The organism is Gottschalkia purinilytica (assembly GCF_001190785.1).
In the GTDB taxonomy this organism is placed as follows: Bacteria; Bacillota; Clostridia; order Tissierellales; family Gottschalkiaceae; genus Gottschalkia_A; species Gottschalkia_A purinilytica.
Genome location: NZ_LGSS01000004.1, coordinates 107,076 through 126,398 on the forward strand (window position 1 = coordinate 107,076; position 19,323 = coordinate 126,398).

At 29.8% G+C, this 19,323-nt stretch carries 20 protein-coding genes; 6 read left to right on the forward strand and 14 right to left on the reverse strand.

Annotated features, from left to right (window positions below):
* The first annotated feature begins 42 nt into the window (after nucleotides 1-42).
* Genes CLPU_RS05350 through CLPU_RS05365 form a run of 4 tightly spaced genes read left to right on the forward strand, consistent with a single transcriptional unit; the run spans nucleotide 43 to nucleotide 2,823 of the window.
* The gene (locus CLPU_RS05350) at nucleotides 43-954 is read left to right on the forward strand and encodes an ABC transporter ATP-binding protein (RefSeq protein ID WP_050354625.1); all 912 of its coding nucleotides are present in this window, start codon (nucleotides 43-45) and stop codon (nucleotides 952-954) included.
* On the forward strand, nucleotides 954-1,703 hold the full coding sequence (locus CLPU_RS05355) for an ABC transporter permease (protein WP_050354626.1): 750 nt from the start codon (nucleotides 954-956) through the stop codon (nucleotides 1,701-1,703). Before CLPU_RS05350 ends, CLPU_RS05355 begins: the two co-directional genes overlap by 1 nt.
* Before the next feature lie 13 nt (nucleotides 1,704-1,716).
* On the forward strand, nucleotides 1,717-2,448 hold the full coding sequence (locus CLPU_RS05360; protein WP_200898497.1) for an ABC transporter permease: 732 nt from the start codon (nucleotides 1,717-1,719) through the stop codon (nucleotides 2,446-2,448).
* Nucleotides 2,449-2,469: 21 nt separating this feature from the next.
* Nucleotides 2,470-2,823, forward strand: a complete 354-nt coding sequence (locus CLPU_RS05365) for a YxeA family protein (RefSeq protein WP_050354627.1) — start codon at nucleotides 2,470-2,472, stop codon at nucleotides 2,821-2,823.
* 844 nt (nucleotides 2,824-3,667) lie between these two features.
* Here the strand turns inward: CLPU_RS05365 and CLPU_RS05370 are convergent.
* The 6 genes from CLPU_RS05370 to CLPU_RS05395 form a co-directional block, all read right to left on the reverse strand.
* Nucleotides 3,668-4,198: a GNAT family N-acetyltransferase gene (locus CLPU_RS05370; RefSeq protein ID WP_050354628.1), complete on the reverse strand. Its 531-nt coding sequence runs from the start codon at nucleotides 4,196-4,198 to the stop codon at nucleotides 3,668-3,670.
* 334 nt (nucleotides 4,199-4,532) lie between these two features.
* On the reverse strand, nucleotides 4,533-5,552 hold the full coding sequence (locus tag CLPU_RS05375) for an ABC transporter substrate-binding protein (RefSeq protein WP_050354629.1): 1,020 nt from the start codon (nucleotides 5,550-5,552) through the stop codon (nucleotides 4,533-4,535).
* 14 nt (nucleotides 5,553-5,566) lie between these two features.
* Nucleotides 5,567-6,586: an ABC transporter substrate-binding protein gene (locus CLPU_RS05380; RefSeq protein ID WP_050354630.1), complete on the reverse strand. Its 1,020-nt coding sequence runs from the start codon at nucleotides 6,584-6,586 to the stop codon at nucleotides 5,567-5,569.
* Nucleotides 6,587-6,604: 18 nt separating this feature from the next.
* Complete coding sequence (locus CLPU_RS05385; protein ID WP_082154089.1) at nucleotides 6,605-7,354, reverse strand: ABC transporter ATP-binding protein; 750 nt, start codon at nucleotides 7,352-7,354, stop codon at nucleotides 6,605-6,607.
* Nucleotides 7,348-8,307: an ABC transporter permease gene (locus CLPU_RS05390; RefSeq protein WP_200898498.1), complete on the reverse strand. Its 960-nt coding sequence runs from the start codon at nucleotides 8,305-8,307 to the stop codon at nucleotides 7,348-7,350. The genes CLPU_RS05385 and CLPU_RS05390 overlap by 7 nt, the downstream gene beginning before the upstream one ends.
* 82 nt (nucleotides 8,308-8,389) lie before the next feature.
* Nucleotides 8,390-8,824 (reverse strand): DUF4418 family protein, encoded by a 435-nt coding sequence (locus CLPU_RS05395; protein WP_050354632.1) that lies wholly within the window; start codon nucleotides 8,822-8,824, stop codon nucleotides 8,390-8,392.
* A 213-nt stretch (nucleotides 8,825-9,037) separates the two neighbouring features.
* Between CLPU_RS05395 and CLPU_RS05400 the strand changes: the two genes are divergently transcribed.
* Entirely contained in the window at nucleotides 9,038-10,243 is a 1,206-nt protein-coding gene (locus tag CLPU_RS05400) for an ABC transporter permease (RefSeq protein WP_050354633.1), read from the forward strand.
* Complete coding sequence (locus tag CLPU_RS05405) at nucleotides 10,243-10,914, forward strand: ABC transporter ATP-binding protein (protein ID WP_050354634.1); 672 nt, start codon at nucleotides 10,243-10,245, stop codon at nucleotides 10,912-10,914. The genes CLPU_RS05400 and CLPU_RS05405 overlap by 1 nt, the downstream gene beginning before the upstream one ends.
* A 360-nt stretch (nucleotides 10,915-11,274) precedes the next feature.
* Here the strand turns inward: CLPU_RS05405 and CLPU_RS05410 are convergent, their stop codons facing one another.
* The 8 genes from CLPU_RS05410 to vanR form a co-directional block, all read right to left on the reverse strand.
* Nucleotides 11,275-11,997: an MBL fold metallo-hydrolase gene (locus tag CLPU_RS05410; RefSeq protein WP_050354635.1), complete on the reverse strand. Its 723-nt coding sequence runs from the start codon at nucleotides 11,995-11,997 to the stop codon at nucleotides 11,275-11,277.
* A 284-nt stretch (nucleotides 11,998-12,281) separates the two neighbouring features.
* Nucleotides 12,282-12,815 (reverse strand): signal peptidase II, encoded by a 534-nt coding sequence (locus tag CLPU_RS05415; protein WP_050354636.1) that lies wholly within the window; start codon nucleotides 12,813-12,815, stop codon nucleotides 12,282-12,284.
* A 295-nt stretch (nucleotides 12,816-13,110) separates the two neighbouring features.
* Nucleotides 13,111-14,454, reverse strand: coding sequence for a DUF4179 domain-containing protein (locus CLPU_RS05420; protein WP_050354637.1), 1,344 nt, complete (start codon nucleotides 14,452-14,454; stop codon nucleotides 13,111-13,113).
* Nucleotides 14,451-15,008 (reverse strand): RNA polymerase sigma factor, encoded by a 558-nt coding sequence (locus tag CLPU_RS05425; protein WP_050354638.1) that lies wholly within the window; start codon nucleotides 15,006-15,008, stop codon nucleotides 14,451-14,453. Before CLPU_RS05425 ends, CLPU_RS05420 begins: the two co-directional genes overlap by 4 nt.
* A 399-nt stretch (nucleotides 15,009-15,407) precedes the next feature.
* Nucleotides 15,408-15,797 (reverse strand): DUF5301 domain-containing protein, encoded by a 390-nt coding sequence (locus tag CLPU_RS05430; RefSeq protein ID WP_050354639.1) that lies wholly within the window; start codon nucleotides 15,795-15,797, stop codon nucleotides 15,408-15,410.
* 344 nt (nucleotides 15,798-16,141) lie between these two features.
* Complete coding sequence (locus CLPU_RS05435) at nucleotides 16,142-17,026, reverse strand: D-alanyl-D-alanine carboxypeptidase family protein (protein ID WP_235436112.1); 885 nt, start codon at nucleotides 17,024-17,026, stop codon at nucleotides 16,142-16,144.
* A gap of 305 nt (nucleotides 17,027-17,331) precedes the next feature.
* Nucleotides 17,332-18,480: a sensor histidine kinase gene (locus tag CLPU_RS05440; RefSeq protein WP_200898499.1), complete on the reverse strand. Its 1,149-nt coding sequence runs from the start codon at nucleotides 18,478-18,480 to the stop codon at nucleotides 17,332-17,334.
* The gene (gene vanR, locus CLPU_RS05445) at nucleotides 18,458-19,156 is read right to left on the reverse strand and encodes a VanR-ABDEGLN family response regulator transcription factor (protein ID WP_050354642.1); all 699 of its coding nucleotides are present in this window, start codon (nucleotides 19,154-19,156) and stop codon (nucleotides 18,458-18,460) included. Before vanR ends, CLPU_RS05440 begins: the two co-directional genes overlap by 23 nt.
* Between the last annotated feature and the right edge of the window lie 167 nt (nucleotides 19,157-19,323).

Consider the following 19,323-nt stretch of genomic DNA (forward strand, 5'->3'; position numbering starts at 1 on the left):
ATGGTTTTCAAAATAAAAATTTAGATTGGAGTTGAAAATAAGATGAATACAGTTGTAGCAACCCATAAGCTGTCGAAACACTATGATGACATTTGTAGGGTGAACAGTATAAATTTGATGGTTCACGAAGGGGATATATACAGTTTTCTTGGTCCTAATGGAGCAGGAAAATCCACTACACTTAAGATGCTCTTAGGGTTGGTCAAGCCAACAGAGGGTGAAATTATGATTTTTGGAAAGGATTTTCATAAAAATCGTCAGTCCATTTTGAGCCAAACCGGGTCACTTATTGAGTCACCTTCGTATTATGGACATCTAACAGGTTTGGAAAATATGCGTGTTATGCAGCGCCTACGTGATGTACCAGACAAAAAGGTGCAAGAAGCTTTGGAAATCGTTCATCTGGAAAATCAGAAAAATAGAGAAGTTAATCACTATTCACTAGGCATGAAGCAACGTCTTGGAATTGCCATGGCACTGATTGCTTTTCCAAAGCTTTTGATACTGGATGAACCTACCAATGGACTTGACCCTGCCGGTATTGGAGAAATCCGTGAGCTTATCAAGTCATTACCTAAGCGTTATGGTATTACCGTTTTGCTCTCCAGCCACCTGCTCTCCGAAATTGAACAGATTGCTACCTCGGTTGGTATTATAAGCAATGGAAATCTTCTATTTCAAGGTAGTATGGACTTATTGCAAGCAAAAAGTAAAGCCTGTATTTCTATAAAAACGCAAAATGATAAAGTAGCAGAAAGGTTGCTACTAAGCAGGGGATATATGCCTGTAAAAAATAATGATTCCCTAATTTTAGAAAATCTAAAGGATGCACAAGTAGCACAGGCAAACAAGACACTTGTGAATGCGGGTATCGATGTCATCCGTATTGAGGAGCATAAAAAGAGTTTAGAGGATATATTCCTTGAACTTACAGGAAAGGAGGGAAACCTTTGATGAAAGTTTTATCTTTAGAATTTTTCAAACTTCGTCGTAAGTGGATATTTGTGATGATTACCCTATTTCTAGGCGCAGAAATTTTATGGACTTTTATATCCGTTGGCATGTCCATAGCTCGTCATCCCGACAGTACAGGATGGGAGGCACTTCTTGTAACTCTAGCCTCTATGAATGGGCTGTTTTTTCCTATCATTTCAGCTATTGTGGTTTCCCGTATCTGTGATATGGAACATAAAGGTAGCACTTGGAAGCTTTTAATACCAGCATCTGTAAAACTAAAAGATATTTATGCTGCCAAATATGTGTGTGCTTGTATATTGATGTTATATGCCGTCGTTTTACAAGTCATTGCTATAACAATCTTTGGCATTACAAACAGTTTTTCTAGTCCAGTGCCTTTATCTTGGCTTTTGCAATTCATAGTGGGGACAATGTTTACCAATATGACTATACTTGCATTGCAACAATGGGTATCACTGTCAGTTAAAAATCAAGCCTTTGCTCTATGTTTAGGAATGCTCGGTGGCTTCATTGGTATGACAGCAGACCTTTTTCCTACAGTGATAAGCCGTATCTTCATTTGGTCTTACTATACAAAGCTATGTCCTGTGACATATCACTATATAAATAATTCAGCTAAATATATTACTCAACATCTGAGGCTAGGTACGTTGACTGTAGTTTTCCTAACGGGAATAATCTTTTATATTGCTGGAAACCTTCAGGTTTCCAGACAGGAAATGTAAAGGAGGAATTTATATGCTGAAAAGAAGTATTTCTGCTGAATGGCTGAAACTACACCATTCTCGTATATGGCTTATACTCATTATGCTTCCCATTCTAAGTATATTGATTGGTTGTGCTAATTATTATTTCAATCAAGGTGTATTGCAAAATGAGTGGTACAGTCTTTGGACGCAGGTAACCCTATTCTATGGTGAATTTTTCTTGCCCATACTCATTGCCATTTGCTGTGCTTATATATGCAGATTGGAACATATGAACCAGAACTGGAACACCATAATGACAGCTCCTATATCCACTGGAAGCATTTTTATTGCTAAACTCATTGTTGTTAGTATACTAATTTTCATTGTGCAAGTTTTCTTTCTACTTATGTATTTTTTTGCAGGAAAATTTTTTGGACTATCATCACAATTTCCTATAAAAATCCTTGGGTGGATACTTAGAGGCTGGTTGGCTTCCGTAACTATCAGTACTATACAACTTGGACTATCTATACGTATTCGTAGCTTTGCAACTCCTATTGGACTTAGTCTTTGTGCTGTGTTTATGGGTTTAGGAATGTACGTAGCGAAACTAGGAATGTTTTTCCCCTACTCTCTTTTGACAATCGGGATGGGCGTACTAAGTCAGAAAGGATTAGCAGGTGATGAAAATATACTATTTCTCGTGATAAATATTCTATTTACAATTCTATTTTCATCATTTGCAATTCATAAGTTAAAAAAATCTGATGTAACAACTTAAATGCAAAAGGAGGAACTTTCTATGAAAAAAATAACTACAGTATTTAGTTTACTTTTAGTAATACTTGCTGCATTTTCAATTTTCTTTTTTAATCCGAGGATGCTAACCCCAGAAGACCCTACTGGAAAAACAATTTATTATACGATGATAGAAAGTGAAAATGTGAAACTAAACGATGAAAAAAGATACGAATACACCCTCAATTCATATGATGAGAAAGGTAATGAGAAAAAGCTTAATTTTACTGCAAGCAAACAGTTGCGTGAAGGTGCTTATCTGGAACTGTATGTAGCTACCTTCCGTGGCGTTACTTACTGGCAGGAGGTGAAATATGAAGAATTACCAGAGGTGATTCAAGAAATCTATAACAAATAAGACATAAAATAAAGGTGGAAGATTTCTACACAATCTGCCACCTTTGAATATTTACCTTATTAAAAAACAAGAACCACATTCTAACATACAGGTAAAAGCATATTTTCTGCTGTATTTTTCTCTTTTTCCATCATCACGGCTGTCACGTTTTTTATTTCTTCGTTTCAAGACTTCCTGTGTCTTTTCAAAGGTTTCCTCGCTACTAAGAACGGCGTCAGTTTGAAAGCAAAGTTCAAAAACACCATTGATAAAATCATTCTTTCATCCACAAATTTTGATGATTTCCTAAATCAGATGGAAGCTGCTAGATAGAAATAAAGAAAGGTAAATATATCTTTCAGAACAGCAGGATATGAGTATTTCACCCGTGCAAAGATACTGGGTGAGAATTAATACTGAGAAACGTACTTCAGCGCAAATACAGGACAAAACGCAAATTGTTAACTGAACCTAATAAGCTATATTATAATTTGTATATATCTATATAAACATAATACTAAAGATTTACTTCTAACCTACGTTATCATAAAACAAATGTATTATTAATTAACTATTTATTTAAAAATAATTATCATATTTTTTCCTATATCTATGAATTATATAATAAAAAAATCCCTGTAAGTAAATAACCCACAGAGATTTTCTATAACCGTACTTTACAAAATTTATTTTTTATTGATAAATACAAGTCAAAATCTTTTAAACATAAAAGCTTTAACACAAATTTCATCATAAAGTTTATAAAATTAAGCAAAGGATGTCATAGTTATATTAATAAAAAGCATTCTTTAATACTTTTTTGTAAAAATAATTCTATTAAAATACTCTCTATTTATCTCAAAATTTATTCAAAAAATGCCTTTGGATAAGTAACTTCTCCACTTACTCCATCTAAACCGCCATCTTCTAATTCTAATGCCATAAATGATTTTTCCGGTACTTCGAAAGGTGAAGTTATGTTCCAATAACTTGCCGGTCTAAATCCAAATTTAGGATAATACTTTTCATGTCCAAGAACAATGATGGATTTAAATTTCATCTTTTTAGCTATCTTTATACTTTCGCTAATTAGAGCACTCCCTATTCCTTTATTTTGGTACTCTGGCAAAACAGAAACAGGTGCTAATGCTAAAGATTCAAAAGCTTTCTCACCATTATTTATTGTTATTCTGCTCAATAATATATGTCCCACTACTTTTCCTTCTACTTCTGCTATCAAAGACAGCTCAGGAATAAAGTTCTCAGTTTTTCTTAATCTTGCTACAAGATATTGCTCCATATGGTCAGTAAATTCCATTTCTCTAAATGCTTTTTCAATAACATCTTCTGTAATACTATAATCTTTTTCAGTTTCTTTTCTTATTTTTATATTCATTTTTTACTCTCTTTCTATTGTTTTTTTAATATCAAAACATATATTTAAAGCTATATTCTTAAGTTATCAATATATTATGAATAATATTAATATCAATTATAAAAAGATCCTCTACTTCATTTTGAGTTTAACAGAAGTATTTATCATTAATATCAGTTAATTTCTCATAATTATTTTAGATTTAAAGGCACAATTACTCTTCTACTAATTATATCAGAAAAATAATTGTGCCTTTTAGTATAACTAATAATTTATTTTATTATTTCTCAATGTCTTTCCTCTGGGTTAAGTTATTCTTTATGTTAAAATAACTCATATTTTTATTGTTTTAAACTTAATCATCTATTCCATCAAATTCTACATATATTTTATCAACTACTTTATCTACGTCCAAATCTTGACTTATAAATTTTATTTTTTGAAGGTCATTGAAATTTTTTATTAAAGATTCTTTTCCCTTAACAACTGATGGAACAAAATTATATGTCTTTAAAATTCCCGAATTAAATGTTGGATCTCCCAAAGCTACTAATTTTTTGTCTATTTGAATTTGTGCTACTTCTTCTGGATTATTTTGTACATATTCTCCTGCTTTTTTCATAGCTCTAACATATTTTTTAGCTATTTCTGGATGCTCTTTAACGAAATCAGGTCTTAAAACTAAAACACAACAATACTCATTTTTATATTCTTTATCTACTCCATTATCTAGTATTATCTTTGCATCTCCACTATTTACAACTAAACTAGCTGATGGATCACTCATCCCTATAGCATCTACTTGTCCATTCTTTAGTGCAAGAGGCAACTCTGGTTGATTATATACTACAAACTCTACTTCCATATTTTCAGGTGAAACACCTATTCCAGCTGCTAGTAGTGCTCTTTGTGCTATTATAGTTTGTGAACTAGCTAGTCCCGGAACACCTATTTTCTTCCCTTTTAAATCTTTAACACCGTTTATTGGAGAATCAGGTTTAGTAAGTAATTTAAGACATCCTGTATGAACCCCCATAGCTATCCTAGCGTCTAAACCATTATCTATCTGCTGTATCATAGCTGGTAACATTTCTAAAAATGTATCTGATTTACCTGACATCATAAGATCCACACTTGATTTATCCGATTTCAATAGCTCATATTTTATTCCTTCTTCTTTTAAAAATCCTTTTTCTACCGCCATTTGAAGTGGTGCAGCACACAATCCTGTACCATAAGATATTTGCATAACATAATCATCATCTAATTTGGATGTCTCTTTCAATTTATCCTTACTTTTCGAACAACCAACTAGCATAGCAACCGATACTGATACTACCAAACAAAATATTCCAAGTTTTTTTAACTTTTTCAACCTAGATCCCCCCTCTATTTTAATCCTTTAAACTCAACATACACTTTATTTACTATCTTATCTATATCCAAATCTTGACTTATCAGTTTTAAACCTTGTAAATCTTTAAAGTTTCTCTTTAGCGCTTCTTTTCCACCATCAATAGAAGATATAAAGTTGTAGGATTTTAAAAGAGCAATATTCATCTCTAAGTCATCATTAGAAACTAACTTATTATCTATCTGAAACTTTGCTACTTCTTCTGGATGCTCTTCTACATATTTAGCCCCTTTCATAAGTGCTTTAGTATATTTTTCTGCAAGTTTTGGATGTTCTTTTACAAAATCCGGTCTAAGCAAAGAAACACAACAAAATTCATTCTTGTACTCTTCATCTACTGTAGTATCTAATATTACCTTTCCTGCTCCATTTTTAGCTACAATAGCTCCAATAGGATCACTTGCAGCTATAGCATCTACCCTACCTTCTTCTAAAGCAAGTTGTAGCTCAGATGGAGTAAATACTAGAAACTCAACTTGCATATTTTCTGGTGTAGTACCTATTCCTTTTGCTGCCAAAGCTCTATAAGTTATTATAGCTGGTGGAGTAGCTAGACCTGGTACTCCTACTTTTTTTCCTTTTAAGTCTTCTATCTTATTTATACCTGAATCAGCTTTAGCAACAACTTTGAGACATCCTGTATGAACTCCTACTGTCATATTTACATCTACACCATTATCTATCTGCTGTATTACTGATGGCAACATACTTGTAAAAGTATCTGCTTTCCCGGAAGCTATCAAGTCACTAGAATATCCTTCAGATTTTATAAGTTCATATTTAAGTCCCTCTTTTTCAAAATAGCCAAGTTCTAATGCCATTTGAAAAGGAGCTTGGCATAATCCTGAATTGTAACTCATTTTAACTACATACTCATCATCTTTAACGACGTTTTTGGTACCAGTTTTTTCAACTTCTTTATTGCTACAAGCAGATAAACTTATAGCAAGTAACCCTAGTATCAGACATCTCTTTATCAGTTTCATTTTCCCCATTTTTGAACACCCCTTATTTTAAAATCCATTAATTATATTAAGTATTTCACTTCTCAACTCTAAGAACTCTTTACAGTCTCTGACTCTTGGATAAGGCAGTTTTATATCTACTATTTTGTGTATTTTTGCCGGTCTAGGCGTCATCACTACAATCTTATTACTCATATATATAGCCTCTTCTACATCATGAGTTACCATTATCATAGTAGCCTTTCTTTCTTTCCATATCTTTATAAGCTCATCTTGCATATTGACCCTAGTTAGAGCATCTAAAGCTCCTAAAGGTTCGTCTAGCAACAGTACCTTTGGGTGATTTATAAGTGCCCTAGCAAGTGAAGCCCTCTGAGCCATACCACCAGATAAATGATGAGGGTATACGTTTTCAAAACCTTTTAATCCAACTAAATTTATAAATTCATCAACTTCATCTTTTCTCTCATCATATACCTTTCTAGCTCTTAGTCCAAAAGCCACATTATCATAGACGTTGTACCAGGGAAAAAGCTTAGGATTCTGAAAAACTAGTCCTCTTTCATACCCAGCATCTTTTATCTCAACACCATCTAATGTTATAGTTCCACTTGTAGGCTTATCCAAGCCAGTTATAAGTCTTAGTAAAGTAGATTTCCCGCACCCTGAAGGCCCTACAAGAGATATAAATTCACTAGCTTCTACCTCTAAACTTAAGTTATCAAGTGCAACTACATCTTCTCCAGATGGTCCTCTAAAAACCTTACCTATATTTTTTATCTCTATTTTCCCTACCATTTGATAACTCCTTTCTGCCATGTAAGAAGTTTATCTCTAACTCTAAATAGTAGCGTTACTACTAAAGAACAACTAATAGCAATAACTATAAGTCCCGCATATACATTCGCATATGACATAGTTTCACGTTGCCAATTTATATACCATCCTATTCCAAACTTAACTCCTATCATTTCAGCAGTCATAAGAGTTAAAAATGCTGATGTTATTCCGTTGAAAAATCCTATAAACATTGATGGCAAAGCTCCAGGTATAGCTATCTTTTTTATTTTATATATAGAACTTGATCCTAATGTACTTGCAACCTCAAAATACGCATTTTCTATGTTCTGAATTCCTGAGCTAGTAAGTACAGCTGTTGGGAACCAAACACTAATACCTATTATGAATGCACTTGCCTTAAAGGAAGTAGAAAAAGTAACTAACGCTATAGGAATCCATACAGTAGCCGGTATAGGTCCTACCAATTTTATAAGTGGATTTATCCAATAACTAGCTTTCCTATTCCAACCTATTGCTATACCTGTTAATACTCCAACTATAGCTCCTCCTATAACCCCTGTAACTAGAAGCTTTAAAGAGTATCCTAAGCATTTTAATAAAAATGGCCAAGAACTATAGAATACATCTAGTATCTTGTCTGGAAATGGAAAATAAACTGATGGTAGTAACATAAATTTTTCAGTTATTAAGTTATATATATTTAGTAATAAGATCATCCCAGCTACAAACCACGACTTATATCCATACTTAATTCTGAGTTTTTCATTAAAAACTGATAATACTGCTAATACAAGAAAAACTATAGATAACACCAGCAAAGCCCACTTAAAATAGTTAAAATCTTTAGTCATAATATCTTCGTGCCTAGGTATAAACGCATGAAGAATAAGTGCAAATACTGAAGATATAAATGGTAAAAGTGTTTCATATATAAAGCGTACTTTTTTCACATAATCCCTCCTATTTTTTATTAAATATAAATTTATGTAATATTTCAGTTAAAGGATACGTTTTTCTCTGAAGCAATTATACTTAGCTAGCTATATTTATTTTAATTATTTCTTTCTCTTCCTCTTTAAATAAGGATATTAGTCCACATATCATAGTTACTATACCACCTATGCGAATCCAAGTAGCAGTAATGTTACATCTCATAGTTTCTTTCATACATACTCCAATTCCAAGTTTTGACCCAAATGTAACAACTAAAAACATAATTCCTATCGTTATAAACGTCCAAGGTTTTCTTGAATTCGTAAGAAAAGACTCTATTCCAGCAACTATAAGTACTATAGATAATAATATAGATGCTTGTCCTGTATAATAACATCTCATATGACTCATATTGCCACTGGCTAACTCCATCATATTTTTACAAACCGGTGACCATATAAGTATTGAACCTATAATAATAAATCCAACTAACACTAAAATTCCACTAAGAATTTTGGAAAATTTTTTTTGCATATAAAAACTCCTTCTTGAATATTTATTTTCAAATCCCAAATTTTATAATATATTAAATTTTTTTACACTTCAAATAGTAGTTTCATATATATGTTACACATTTAATATTATTTTTCTATAAATAGATATACCTCTACATTTTTCCTGTTAATCCAAGTTTTGTATGCTATAATTTTATCATCTAAAATTTTATAAAGGAGCGTTTTGAATTAGATGAGTATTTTAAAATTAGCTTATCTTAACGTAATAAGAAGAAAAAATCGGTCTTTACTTACAGGAATCATAACAGCTTTAACTATCCTTACATTTGTATTAGTTTTTTCTATTTTTTCTATAGTACAAAATGGATTAAATCTTACGACTGAAAGATTAGGTGCAGATATCATAGTTCTTCCAAATGAAGAAGATTCAAACTCATTAGAAACACTTTTTACAGGTACACCAAAAGCTATATATATGTCAAAAAACATAGAATCTGGACTTAAAAATATAAAAGGAATAGAAAAAACTACATCACAGTTTTTTACATCTACTATAGATTCAGATGAGTGCTGTAGTTACTATAAGACGTTGCGTCTTGTAGGCATAAATCAAGATTCTGACTTTATATTAAAGCCATGGTTTGAAAAATACAGTGTTAATTCACTTTCAGATAGTGAAGTTATTATAGGTAGTGATATCCAAGTAATATTGGGTAATAAAATTTCCATTTTATCACATCCTTTTAAAGTAGTAGGGACTCTATATAATACTGGAAGTGGTATGGATGATACTATATTTATGAATATAGATAAAGCTAGATTATTGGCTAAGAAAAACTTCTCTAATAATTTATGGAATGGAAGTACACCAGAAAATCTGGTTTCATCTATACTGATAAAAGCTTCGGAAGGAGCAGATATAGAGGACATAGTAAATAAAATAAATAACTCTAATCCAGGTGTTAAAGCTACATCTACATCAAGCTCTATAACTATGATAAAAGAACAAATGACTTCTATTTCTAAGATAATATTATTTCTATGGTTAGCTTTATTGTTAATTTCGTCTCTAGCTCTTATAGGAAGATTTAATTCACTTGCAAAAGAGAGGAAAAAAGAGATAGGATTTTTAAGGGCTATGGGCATTCACAAGAAAGATATATTCAAATTAGTGATTTCTGAAGCTTGGATTATAGCTGGTATAAGTGGGCTTATAGGAAGTATACTAGGAGTTATTCTTGTAAATCCGGCTTTATCTATATTAGAGGAAGCTGTTGTAGTACCTCAAGGTCAATGGTCATTATCTGTATCAATAGTAAATATTATAATAGGTTTAGTAGCTTCTCTTATATTAGGACTTTTAGCATCTATCTATCCTGCATGGAAAAACTCTAGTCTAGCACCTCAAGAGGCTATTTCGAAAGGAGATATAGGATAATGGAAGTTTGTCGTTTAGAGAATGTTAAAAAATCATATGAAGCCGATGAAAATGTTACACCTATAAAACAAGTTTCTCTTTCTATAAATTCAGGAAATTTTCTGTGTATTGAGGGACCTTCTGGAATAGGAAAAAGCACACTTTTATATATAATAGGTGGACTTTTAAATATATCTTCTGGAAATGTCTTTATAGATGGTAAAAATATAAATACCATGACTGATAAAGAACTTACTGATATACGTAGAAATAAGATAGGGTTTATATTTCAAGATAGTAACTTGATACAGGCTCTAACTATTGAAGAAAACTTAATCTTTGTTCAGTCAATGGTTAATAAGAAAAAAGATTATGGTAAAGTAAAAGAACTTTTAACTCGTCTAGGTCTTTGGGAAAGAAAAAATTTTCTACCTAATGAATTAAGTGGAGGACAGCGTAGACGTGCTATGGTAGCTTGCGCACTTATAAAAGATCCTTTATTAATACTAGCTGATGAACCTACCAATGATTTAGATGAATATTGGGCAAATGAAGTTATAAATCTTTTATCTGAAGTTGTAGATAATGGTAAAAGTGTAGTTCTAGTAACACATAATACTCTCTGGGCTGAAAAAGCACAGCTTAGATTTGACTTAAGTAATGGGGTACTTCATGAAAAACAATGCTTATAACTTTACAAAAGTAATTAGAGATAACCTAATGAACATTTTAAAATAAATTAATTTAAGAACATATATTATTAACCTAAAAAGCTATGAGTTTATCTTTTAAACTCATAGCTTTCTATATTAGTATAAAAATGCCAACCTATTTTTCCTTTTTATAGCTTTATTACACATTTCATATTCTTTGAGCGATATCTCCAGTTAAAAACTCTAAAAATATAGTTTTTCAATACTAAAACGTATACATCCTTTTCTATTATAAGCTTAATCTTCTTAGTATAATTTTAATATATTGTCTTTTTCAAATTAAGTATATTTCTAAATCAATACAATGACTAACTGCTTTCATTTAAGTAATAAAATTGTTTAAATTAATTTTTGTAATGACTCTTTAATATTCTTAGTATATATGCCACCGTGATAGCATATGATTCTATCTATTTCATAGTTTAATAACTTCTTTATAGAATTTTTTGCCTCAATAATATCTAAAGTATACTGTAGATTTGCAATAACTAATTCATCATTCTCTATTACCAGTGCATCTCCTGAAATTAATGTTTTGCTATCTTTTATATAAATTGAGATATGTCCTGGCATATGTCCTGGAGTAGTAATTATTTCTACACCCCCACACCAAGAAAATGTGTCCTTGTCCCTTAAGCATACATCAACCTCAACATTTTCTATTGATTCAAGTAACTTTTGAAAATTCTTTGCATTTTCCTTTTGCTCTTCTGGTAGCTTATCATACATATTCTCTGCTTGCTGTAATCTTAAAGACTTTTCCTTACCACTAATATACTTCTCATCATCAATTGATGAAAGAACTTTAATATGTGGATACGCTTTTTTAAATTCTGCTAAAGATCCCATATGGTCAAAATCATGGTGAGTTATAATTATTTTTGTTAACTTATTAATATCAAGTCCATTTGCTTCGGCGGCTGTTTTTATTAAAGATAAAAAGTTAGGATAGCCACAATCAATTAAAATCATTTCTTCTTCATCACTTAATATAACTGGAAAAATAGCATTTGTAGCTCCATCAAAATCAAATTTTATTTCTAAAACTGTTAATGTACTCATTAGTTTAATCCTCCATAATTAATATAATATATAAGTTTTCTCAAATATATTAACCCTTTTCTCTAAACCTTATCAAGTTCACAAACAATTCTGTATTAAACTTATCTATACTTAACAACAAGACTCTAAATTAAAAACAGCATTAATATTAGTAAATATTAATGCTACTATTTTTTTATAATATTGCTATGTTGAATTTCAAATATTTTTAATTTTAAACTCAGCTCATTTTAATTACAATACTAAAAATTCTACTCATCTTTTTTTAATATTGTAGTCTTAACTTATGGTTTTCGTAGAATATATTTTGCAAAATCCTTTATAATATTTCTATCATCAATTTCCTCTAATGTTTTATTCTTCATAAGCGCTAACAATATTAGCATACCAATAAAAACATTTATATATAAATCTTTCAAGTCAAATGTAAAAAATCCTTTCAACTGTATATAATCTAAACTGCCATTCCAAAAAACTTTATCAATTAAAGAACATAGTGCACCAGAAAAAACAAATGCAAACATGATATTAATAACTCTATTAATTCCTATTCGATTATTTAAATAACTATAAAATAAATATATTAATAAACTCATAACAGCAGCTATTAAAATGTGTATCCACCTACCTATACCTAATTGTAGCATAGAATTAAACCATGAGTAATCTCTATTAAATATAGGTTTGAAGTATAATAATGGTGGCAATATTGGAATATTTTTATCTAAATAATTGCTATTAATAATTATTTTAATTATCTGCTCTATTGATATTAAAAAAATTACACTTATCCATGTCTTTTTATTTTTAATCTTCATATCTGAACCACTCTTCCCTTTAAATCACTTAAAGCTTATTTGAGTATAGTTATATTTATATATGTTTTTTATCAATAATATATATAGCTCTAAGAATAGTTATTATTCTCCTGATGGAGGGTTATATTTGTATTATACTTCAGTTAATCTCATTATCCTGCTTTAAATCCTAAAAGAAAATACAAAAATACGACCTCCTGAAAGTAAGGAAGTCGTAGAGTTTTTCTGATTTATAATTTCACAAAAAATATGAACTAATTCTAACTATATATTGTATTTATAATAGGAATAAAAATTAATTGAATTTTATAACAGTTCCATTAACTTTAACTGATTTAACCTTTGAAACATCTATCGGTAAAGAAGATGTATATTTAAGTTTAACTTCTCCATTTTTACTATAACTTCTTACTGATTCAAATGTTTGGACACTACCATCAGTCATATTAGCTTCAATATTTATATCTTGTGAACCTTTATATTCACCATTACCAGATAATGTTATCCCCATTGGTGATATAGAAATACTATTTGCAGTCCACTTGTCAAACTTGATGTTACATTTAGTTTGCTTTTCTTTATTAACTGATTTAATTTTAAATGTAGTTTTCCAATCTCCTGTTATATAGTTGCCATTGGATACAAAATCTCCCTTAAGTTTTACCTTATTAAGATCTATATTTCCTACATCAAAAATGTATTCAATATAATCACTACCATATTTGGTATTACCTAATTCATTTGTTCTGAAATTAATACTAGCTTCTTTAGCATCAATTTTATTTCCTGAATTGTCAAACAAATATAGGTATCCATGATCATCAATACTATTTCCAGTCCATTTAGTTTGGATATGAAGACGGCCATTAACATAACCAATATTAGAAATATGCACAAAATCTATTTCGGGCAAAGCTATATTCATTTCATCTGTCTTTAAAATTTTTATTATTTTCTGTGATCGAAGCTCTTCTAATAGCTCCCCACCTCCACCAGGAATATTATCCATATCAAGAGGTACTGTTTGAGAATCACTTTTTATTTCTATATCCGAAAAATTTATATCTGTCTCAACTGCATCAAATGTTATCTTATCACTAAGGAACGATCCAATACGAAAACTTACTTTTTTATCGTTTAGCTTTTCTCCGCCGTTAGCTTCCATACGCAATGTTGCTGTTTTTGTTTTTTCATCATAATGTACGATCTGACAATTAAACGTACGGGCTCCTGTTAATGAGTAATCATGAATATCAAGAGTCTTATCAATTCTGTTCCCTGTCAAATCTTGCATAGTCAAATAAATAACTGCCATTTCATCATCATTCATAGCTGCTACTACTTCCATTTTAATTCCATTATCTTCGCTACTAACTTCTATAGGTTGAAACATTAATTCTATATCTGGGCTAATAGTAAACACGAGATTTCTAAAACTTGGTATAGTTGCAGCCATTACACCAACAGATAGCATTAGACACAAACAAGCTGTTAATCCAATAGAAACAGCTCTTTTAAAGCCCTTAGTAGATTTTTGTTTTTTTATTTTCTTTTCTATTTCTAAACTAATATCACATTTAGGAGTCTGAATGGTATTAAGAGCATTTTTTATAATTATTTCATCAGAGTCATAATTCATTTTATTTCCTCCAATCGTTCATAATAAGAATTAGTTTCTCGTAATATGTTTGCCAGCTTTGTTTTCGCTCGTTCATAACGTTTACGTAATGTCACAGCAGAAACATTATAGATGGCTTCTAACTCTGTATAACTTTTTTCATCAATAACTCGGCTAAATATCAATGCTCGTTCCTTTGGAGATAGAGTCAAAAGTGCTGTTTTTAAATCATCATTTATAAAGGTTGCATCAGTATTTGCTTCAAACTTCATATTTTCTGAATCCATATTAGATCGTGGAAAGAAAAAGAATATTTTTTTCTTCCTTAAATAATCAATACAAGTAGTATAAGCAATACGATATAGCCATGCAGATAGTGATGTTCCTTTTTTAAAAGTTTTTCTTTTGTCATAAGCTTTAATAAATGTCATTTGTACAACATCCTGAGCTTCAAAATAATCGCAAAGTATATTATGACAATATCTTAGAAGTGATTGTCCATACAACTCTATAGCGCACTGTAACTCGTACTCCCCACCTGTAGTAAAGCTATAATCTAGATTACTAGCTTCCATCCCACCTCTCCTCTCATTAATTTAAAAATCGATTTTCACTTTTATAACGTAATTAGATATTATTTTGTGACATAATACTAAAATTTTTCAAAAAACATTGCTCAACAGGTAGTATATCTGTTGAACAATGCTGATGCAATTAATATAAATAATCTTTAATTATTTATTCTTTCATCAGAATACAGTAAGTTTATACTTATACTTCTCCTTAATATATAATCTATAAGTGTTTTACTTAATACCACGTTGAGATATGTAGAATACCTACCTAAATAAAACTATAATTTTTTCTATTCATTTTTCCTTTTATAAATAGCTGTATAGCACCAATTATAGTTTATAGAAATATTGTATAAAAAAATATAAATTAAAAGACTCTGATTATATAATCAGAGTCTTTTAATTTAAAAATTTTATAATCATATCATATTTATATAAATCATTTAAATTTAGTTTAAAAACTCCATAATATGGTTGCTCAAAATAAAAATTATCACCCTCTTTATAAATATAATGAGTCGTATAACCTCCATCTTCAGATAACTTAAAATGGCCTACTACAAGTTTCTCTCTATCGGGATAATCATGAGAATAAGTAGATATATTTTTTTCATCTACTTTCGTTGAGCTTTTTAACATATTTAAATATTCTTTTATATCTGAGAATTCATTAATAATATTTTCTTCAACAATTTCGTAATTAACTGTATTTAAAAGCTTAATCTCGATTATTCTATCTGATTCAGGTACTTTAACATTATTATTATTCGTATATAATTTAAAAAACAAAATTATAGCAATAATAAAAACAATAAAAATAATAAGTAGCCATTTTATTTTTCTACTAATGTAAATCCCTCCTATTTTTTCTTCAGCTTTATTTGTTTTAAAATTTAAAGCTTCTATCTAAATTTTATCTTCAAAATAGATCTTTGTAAAATATTTCCATATCTTAAACCAGATAATTGTATTGCTTAAAAAGTAAGTAAGTAAAAAATATAACTTTTATTTACAAGTATATATCATAACCAATAATTATTTAGTTTGTAGTGTAATCAAGGTGGAGAATAGAAAAAACTTTATATATCTATATATTGAATTCTTAAGAATCTCTTATAAAACACTTGATATTTTTAATAGACATTATCTTTAGAAATTTGATTATAGATAGTAAATGCATCTAAAATATTGAACTGCTTTGTTTGAGGATTCCCGTCTGCATTAGCAGTTACTAAAATGTATTCCTTACCATCTATTTTTGCTAAACTGGCTAGGCATAATTTAGCTTCTTTCGTATAACCAGTTTTTCCACCTTTGATAACACCGTCATTTACATCTTCTATATCCATATGTTTAAACATCGTACTTTGAAAAGTAATTCCATTAGGATGAAGATTCGTTGTCTTTGTAGTATGACGCTTTGAGGTATATATTTCTCGAAAAGTATCATTTTGTAATGCATATTCTAGTAATCTTGCAATATCACTTACAGTACTATAATGATTTATATGATGTAGTCCTGTGGAATTTGTAAAATGAGTATTCCTCATTCCTAATTTTTTAGCCTTTTTATTCATTAACTTTACATAGTTTCTTTCTGAACCTGCGATTGCATTTGCTAATCCTATAGAACTTTCTGCCCCAGAAGGTAATAATACTCCATAAATCAAATCGATTGCTCTTACCTTTTCATTAGGTAAAAAACCTGACATAGAAGCTCCTTCTGAATACAAGTCCTTAAACATATCATCTGACAGATAAATCGTTTCGTTTAAATCTGGTAGATTTTCAATTGCTAATATTGCTGTCATAATTTTTGTAAGGGATGCTGGGTAAATCCTTTCATTACTTGATTTATCTAGTAATATCTCATTATCATCTAAAGAAATAAGAATGGCGTTTGAACTATATATACCATTAGCTACAACCTGATTAACCCTATCATGGATTCTTATTTCTCTTTTTTTTATATGTGATTCTGTTTTCGGATCATTTTTACTTATTAGATGATTTGACAAAAATAAGGCTGTGGCACATACTGCACATATACATAGTATCCAGAGAACATATTGTATCTTTCCCTTTTTTCTTTTATATCTTTGTCTATATTCTGTAATTTTAGTATTCCTCCTCGAACGTAAATTAACAATATTGTCTTATAACATAATTTTAATAAAACTGAACATTTTTTATGTAAACAATGACTTATAGACTTATTAAGATTTTCTTATGGATTGCTTAATATTTTCAATATTTTAAAATATAGTGAAAACAAAAAACACCATTCCTCTATGAGTTTTCATATCATAAAGGAATAGTGTTCTTAATTATTTATTACTCCAGGTATTTTTATATGAAATATGGTATGATTATCGTTACTTTCTGCATAAATTTCACCTTCATGTAAAATCACAATTTCCTTGGCAATAGCAAGACCTAATCCAGCATTACCAGTTTCTGTTCCTCTAGATTCATCCAATCTATAAAATTTTTCAAATATGCTATCTAACTTTTGTGGTGGAATAGCTTTCCCATAATTTTTAAAAGTTATAATAGCATTATGAGCTTGTCTATGAACATCTATTATAATTTTGCTATTTTCATCACCATAAGCAATTGCATTTTTAAATACGTTATTGAATACTCTTGCTAGTTTATCTGGATCACCATGAAACATAATATCATCTTCTGCATTTACTACAACTTCTTGTTTTTTTTCAGAAAGCATTGGATAAAATTCATCTGCCATTTGAAATAACATATAAGATAGATTAAAGTCTTTTTTCTCTAATACAATAGTTTGAAGATTATATCTGGTAATTTCAAAAAACTCATTAATAAGTCTTTCAAGACGATTTGCTTTTTCTAAAGTAATATCAATATATTTTGCTCTTTGTTCAATAGGCATATCTGGTACTTCTGACATTAAGTCCAAGTATCCAATAACTGATGTAAGAGGAGTTTTTATGTCATGGGCCAGATAAACAACTAAGTCATTCTTTCTTTGTTCTGCCTGTCTTGCATCTCTTTCTCTTTTCTCCAAAATATGTTTGAACATATTTAGCTTAGTTTCCATGAAACTCATTTCTGGAGATAGTTCAATTTCTTTATCTGAACCTTTCATTAAATCGTCCATACCCTTATCAATTTCATCAAGATAACTTGTAACCCAGGACATAACAAACTGAAAAATAATTAAGAAAAAAATAACACATGAAACTAACATAATTTTATCCATGTTATTACGGAATATATAGTGGTGAATAATAGCTGCATCTGACTCAGATAAATAAAATGTATTTCGCAAAAATCTTACAATCCAATTACCAAAACGGCCTCGTAATAGCGAACTTAATAACATTAGAAATCCGCTGCCTACTAAGATAAGTATTACTACCTTAGAAAATATTTTTCGTTTGAACGCTAAATAATCATTTTTTCTAGTTTTATTAGTTTTCAATCTTATAACCAACTCCCCATACTGTTTTGATATATTTCGGATTTTCAGCGGAATCATTCATTTTTTCTCTCAAATGTCTAATGTGAACCATAATCGTATTGTTACTATTACTAAAGTATTTCTCTCCCCAAACTTTCTGGAATAACTCGTCAGAACTTATGACTTGTCCTTTGTTTTCACACAAAACCCATAGAATTGAAAATTCTGTAGGAGTCAAAGACAATGGTTTTTCATTTAAAAAACATTCATGAGTATTTTTGTCTACTACCAGTCCTCTTATAGAAATTAGGTTTTCTTTTTGAGCTTTGTTTAATTGATTGTACTTTGTAAATCTTCTTAATTGTGCCTTCACTCGTGCCACTAGCTCTAGTGGTCTAAAGGGTTTTGTAATATAATCATCTGCTCCTAATGTTAATCCTGTAATCTTATCTATTTCTTCATCTTTTGCAGTCAACATAATGATTGGAAAGTTATAAGAATCTCGTATTCTTTGACAAATGGAAAATCCATCTATATCTGGAAGCATAATGTCCAAAATAGCCATATCTAAATCTTCGTTTTCTATAACTTCTATTGCTTCTTCTCCTGTATAACATTTGAACACTATGAAATTTTCATTCTTTAGATATAATTCAATTAAATTAGCTATCGCTTTCTCATCTTCAACTACTAAAATTTTAGTACACATACATTCACCTTCTTTTTATATCTACTGATAAGAGTCTTTAAACCTTTACACTAACTTATTTTCATTTTCTAACTCTTTAATTCTTTTTATTTTTACTATTATAATAATGTCCTTGACTGATAAATCTATAATAATTTTATCCACTTTCTTCAAATCTATATTTGTTT

Excerpts from the sequence above, each read along its gene's own strand:
- CLPU_RS05350 (WP_050354625.1), top strand. The coding sequence starts at position 43 with ATGAATACAGTTGTAGCAACCCATAAGCTGTCGAAACACTATGATGAC.
- CLPU_RS05355 (WP_050354626.1), top strand. The coding sequence starts at position 954 with ATGAAAGTTTTATCTTTAGAATTTTTCAAACTTCGTCGTAAGTGGATA.
- CLPU_RS05360 (WP_200898497.1), top strand. The coding sequence starts at position 1,717 with ATGCTGAAAAGAAGTATTTCTGCTGAATGGCTGAAACTACACCATTCT.
- CLPU_RS05365 (WP_050354627.1), top strand. The coding sequence starts at position 2,470 with ATGAAAAAAATAACTACAGTATTTAGTTTACTTTTAGTAATACTTGCT.
- CLPU_RS05370 (WP_050354628.1), bottom strand. The coding sequence starts at position 4,198 with ATGAATATAAAAATAAGAAAAGAAACTGAAAAAGATTATAGTATTACA.
- CLPU_RS05380 (WP_050354630.1), bottom strand. The coding sequence starts at position 6,586 with ATGGGGAAAATGAAACTGATAAAGAGATGTCTGATACTAGGGTTACTT.
- CLPU_RS05385 (WP_082154089.1), bottom strand. The coding sequence starts at position 7,354 with ATGGTAGGGAAAATAGAGATAAAAAATATAGGTAAGGTTTTTAGAGGA.
- CLPU_RS05395 (WP_050354632.1), bottom strand. The coding sequence starts at position 8,824 with ATGCAAAAAAAATTTTCCAAAATTCTTAGTGGAATTTTAGTGTTAGTT.
- CLPU_RS05400 (WP_050354633.1), top strand. The coding sequence starts at position 9,038 with ATGAGTATTTTAAAATTAGCTTATCTTAACGTAATAAGAAGAAAAAAT.
- CLPU_RS05405 (WP_050354634.1), top strand. The coding sequence starts at position 10,243 with ATGGAAGTTTGTCGTTTAGAGAATGTTAAAAAATCATATGAAGCCGAT.
- CLPU_RS05410 (WP_050354635.1), bottom strand. The coding sequence starts at position 11,997 with ATGAGTACATTAACAGTTTTAGAAATAAAATTTGATTTTGATGGAGCT.
- CLPU_RS05415 (WP_050354636.1), bottom strand. The coding sequence starts at position 12,815 with ATGAAGATTAAAAATAAAAAGACATGGATAAGTGTAATTTTTTTAATA.
- CLPU_RS05420 (WP_050354637.1), bottom strand. The coding sequence starts at position 14,454 with ATGAATTATGACTCTGATGAAATAATTATAAAAAATGCTCTTAATACC.
- CLPU_RS05425 (WP_050354638.1), bottom strand. The coding sequence starts at position 15,008 with ATGGAAGCTAGTAATCTAGATTATAGCTTTACTACAGGTGGGGAGTAC.
- vanR (WP_050354642.1), bottom strand. The coding sequence starts at position 19,156 with ATGTGTACTAAAATTTTAGTAGTTGAAGATGAGAAAGCGATAGCTAAT.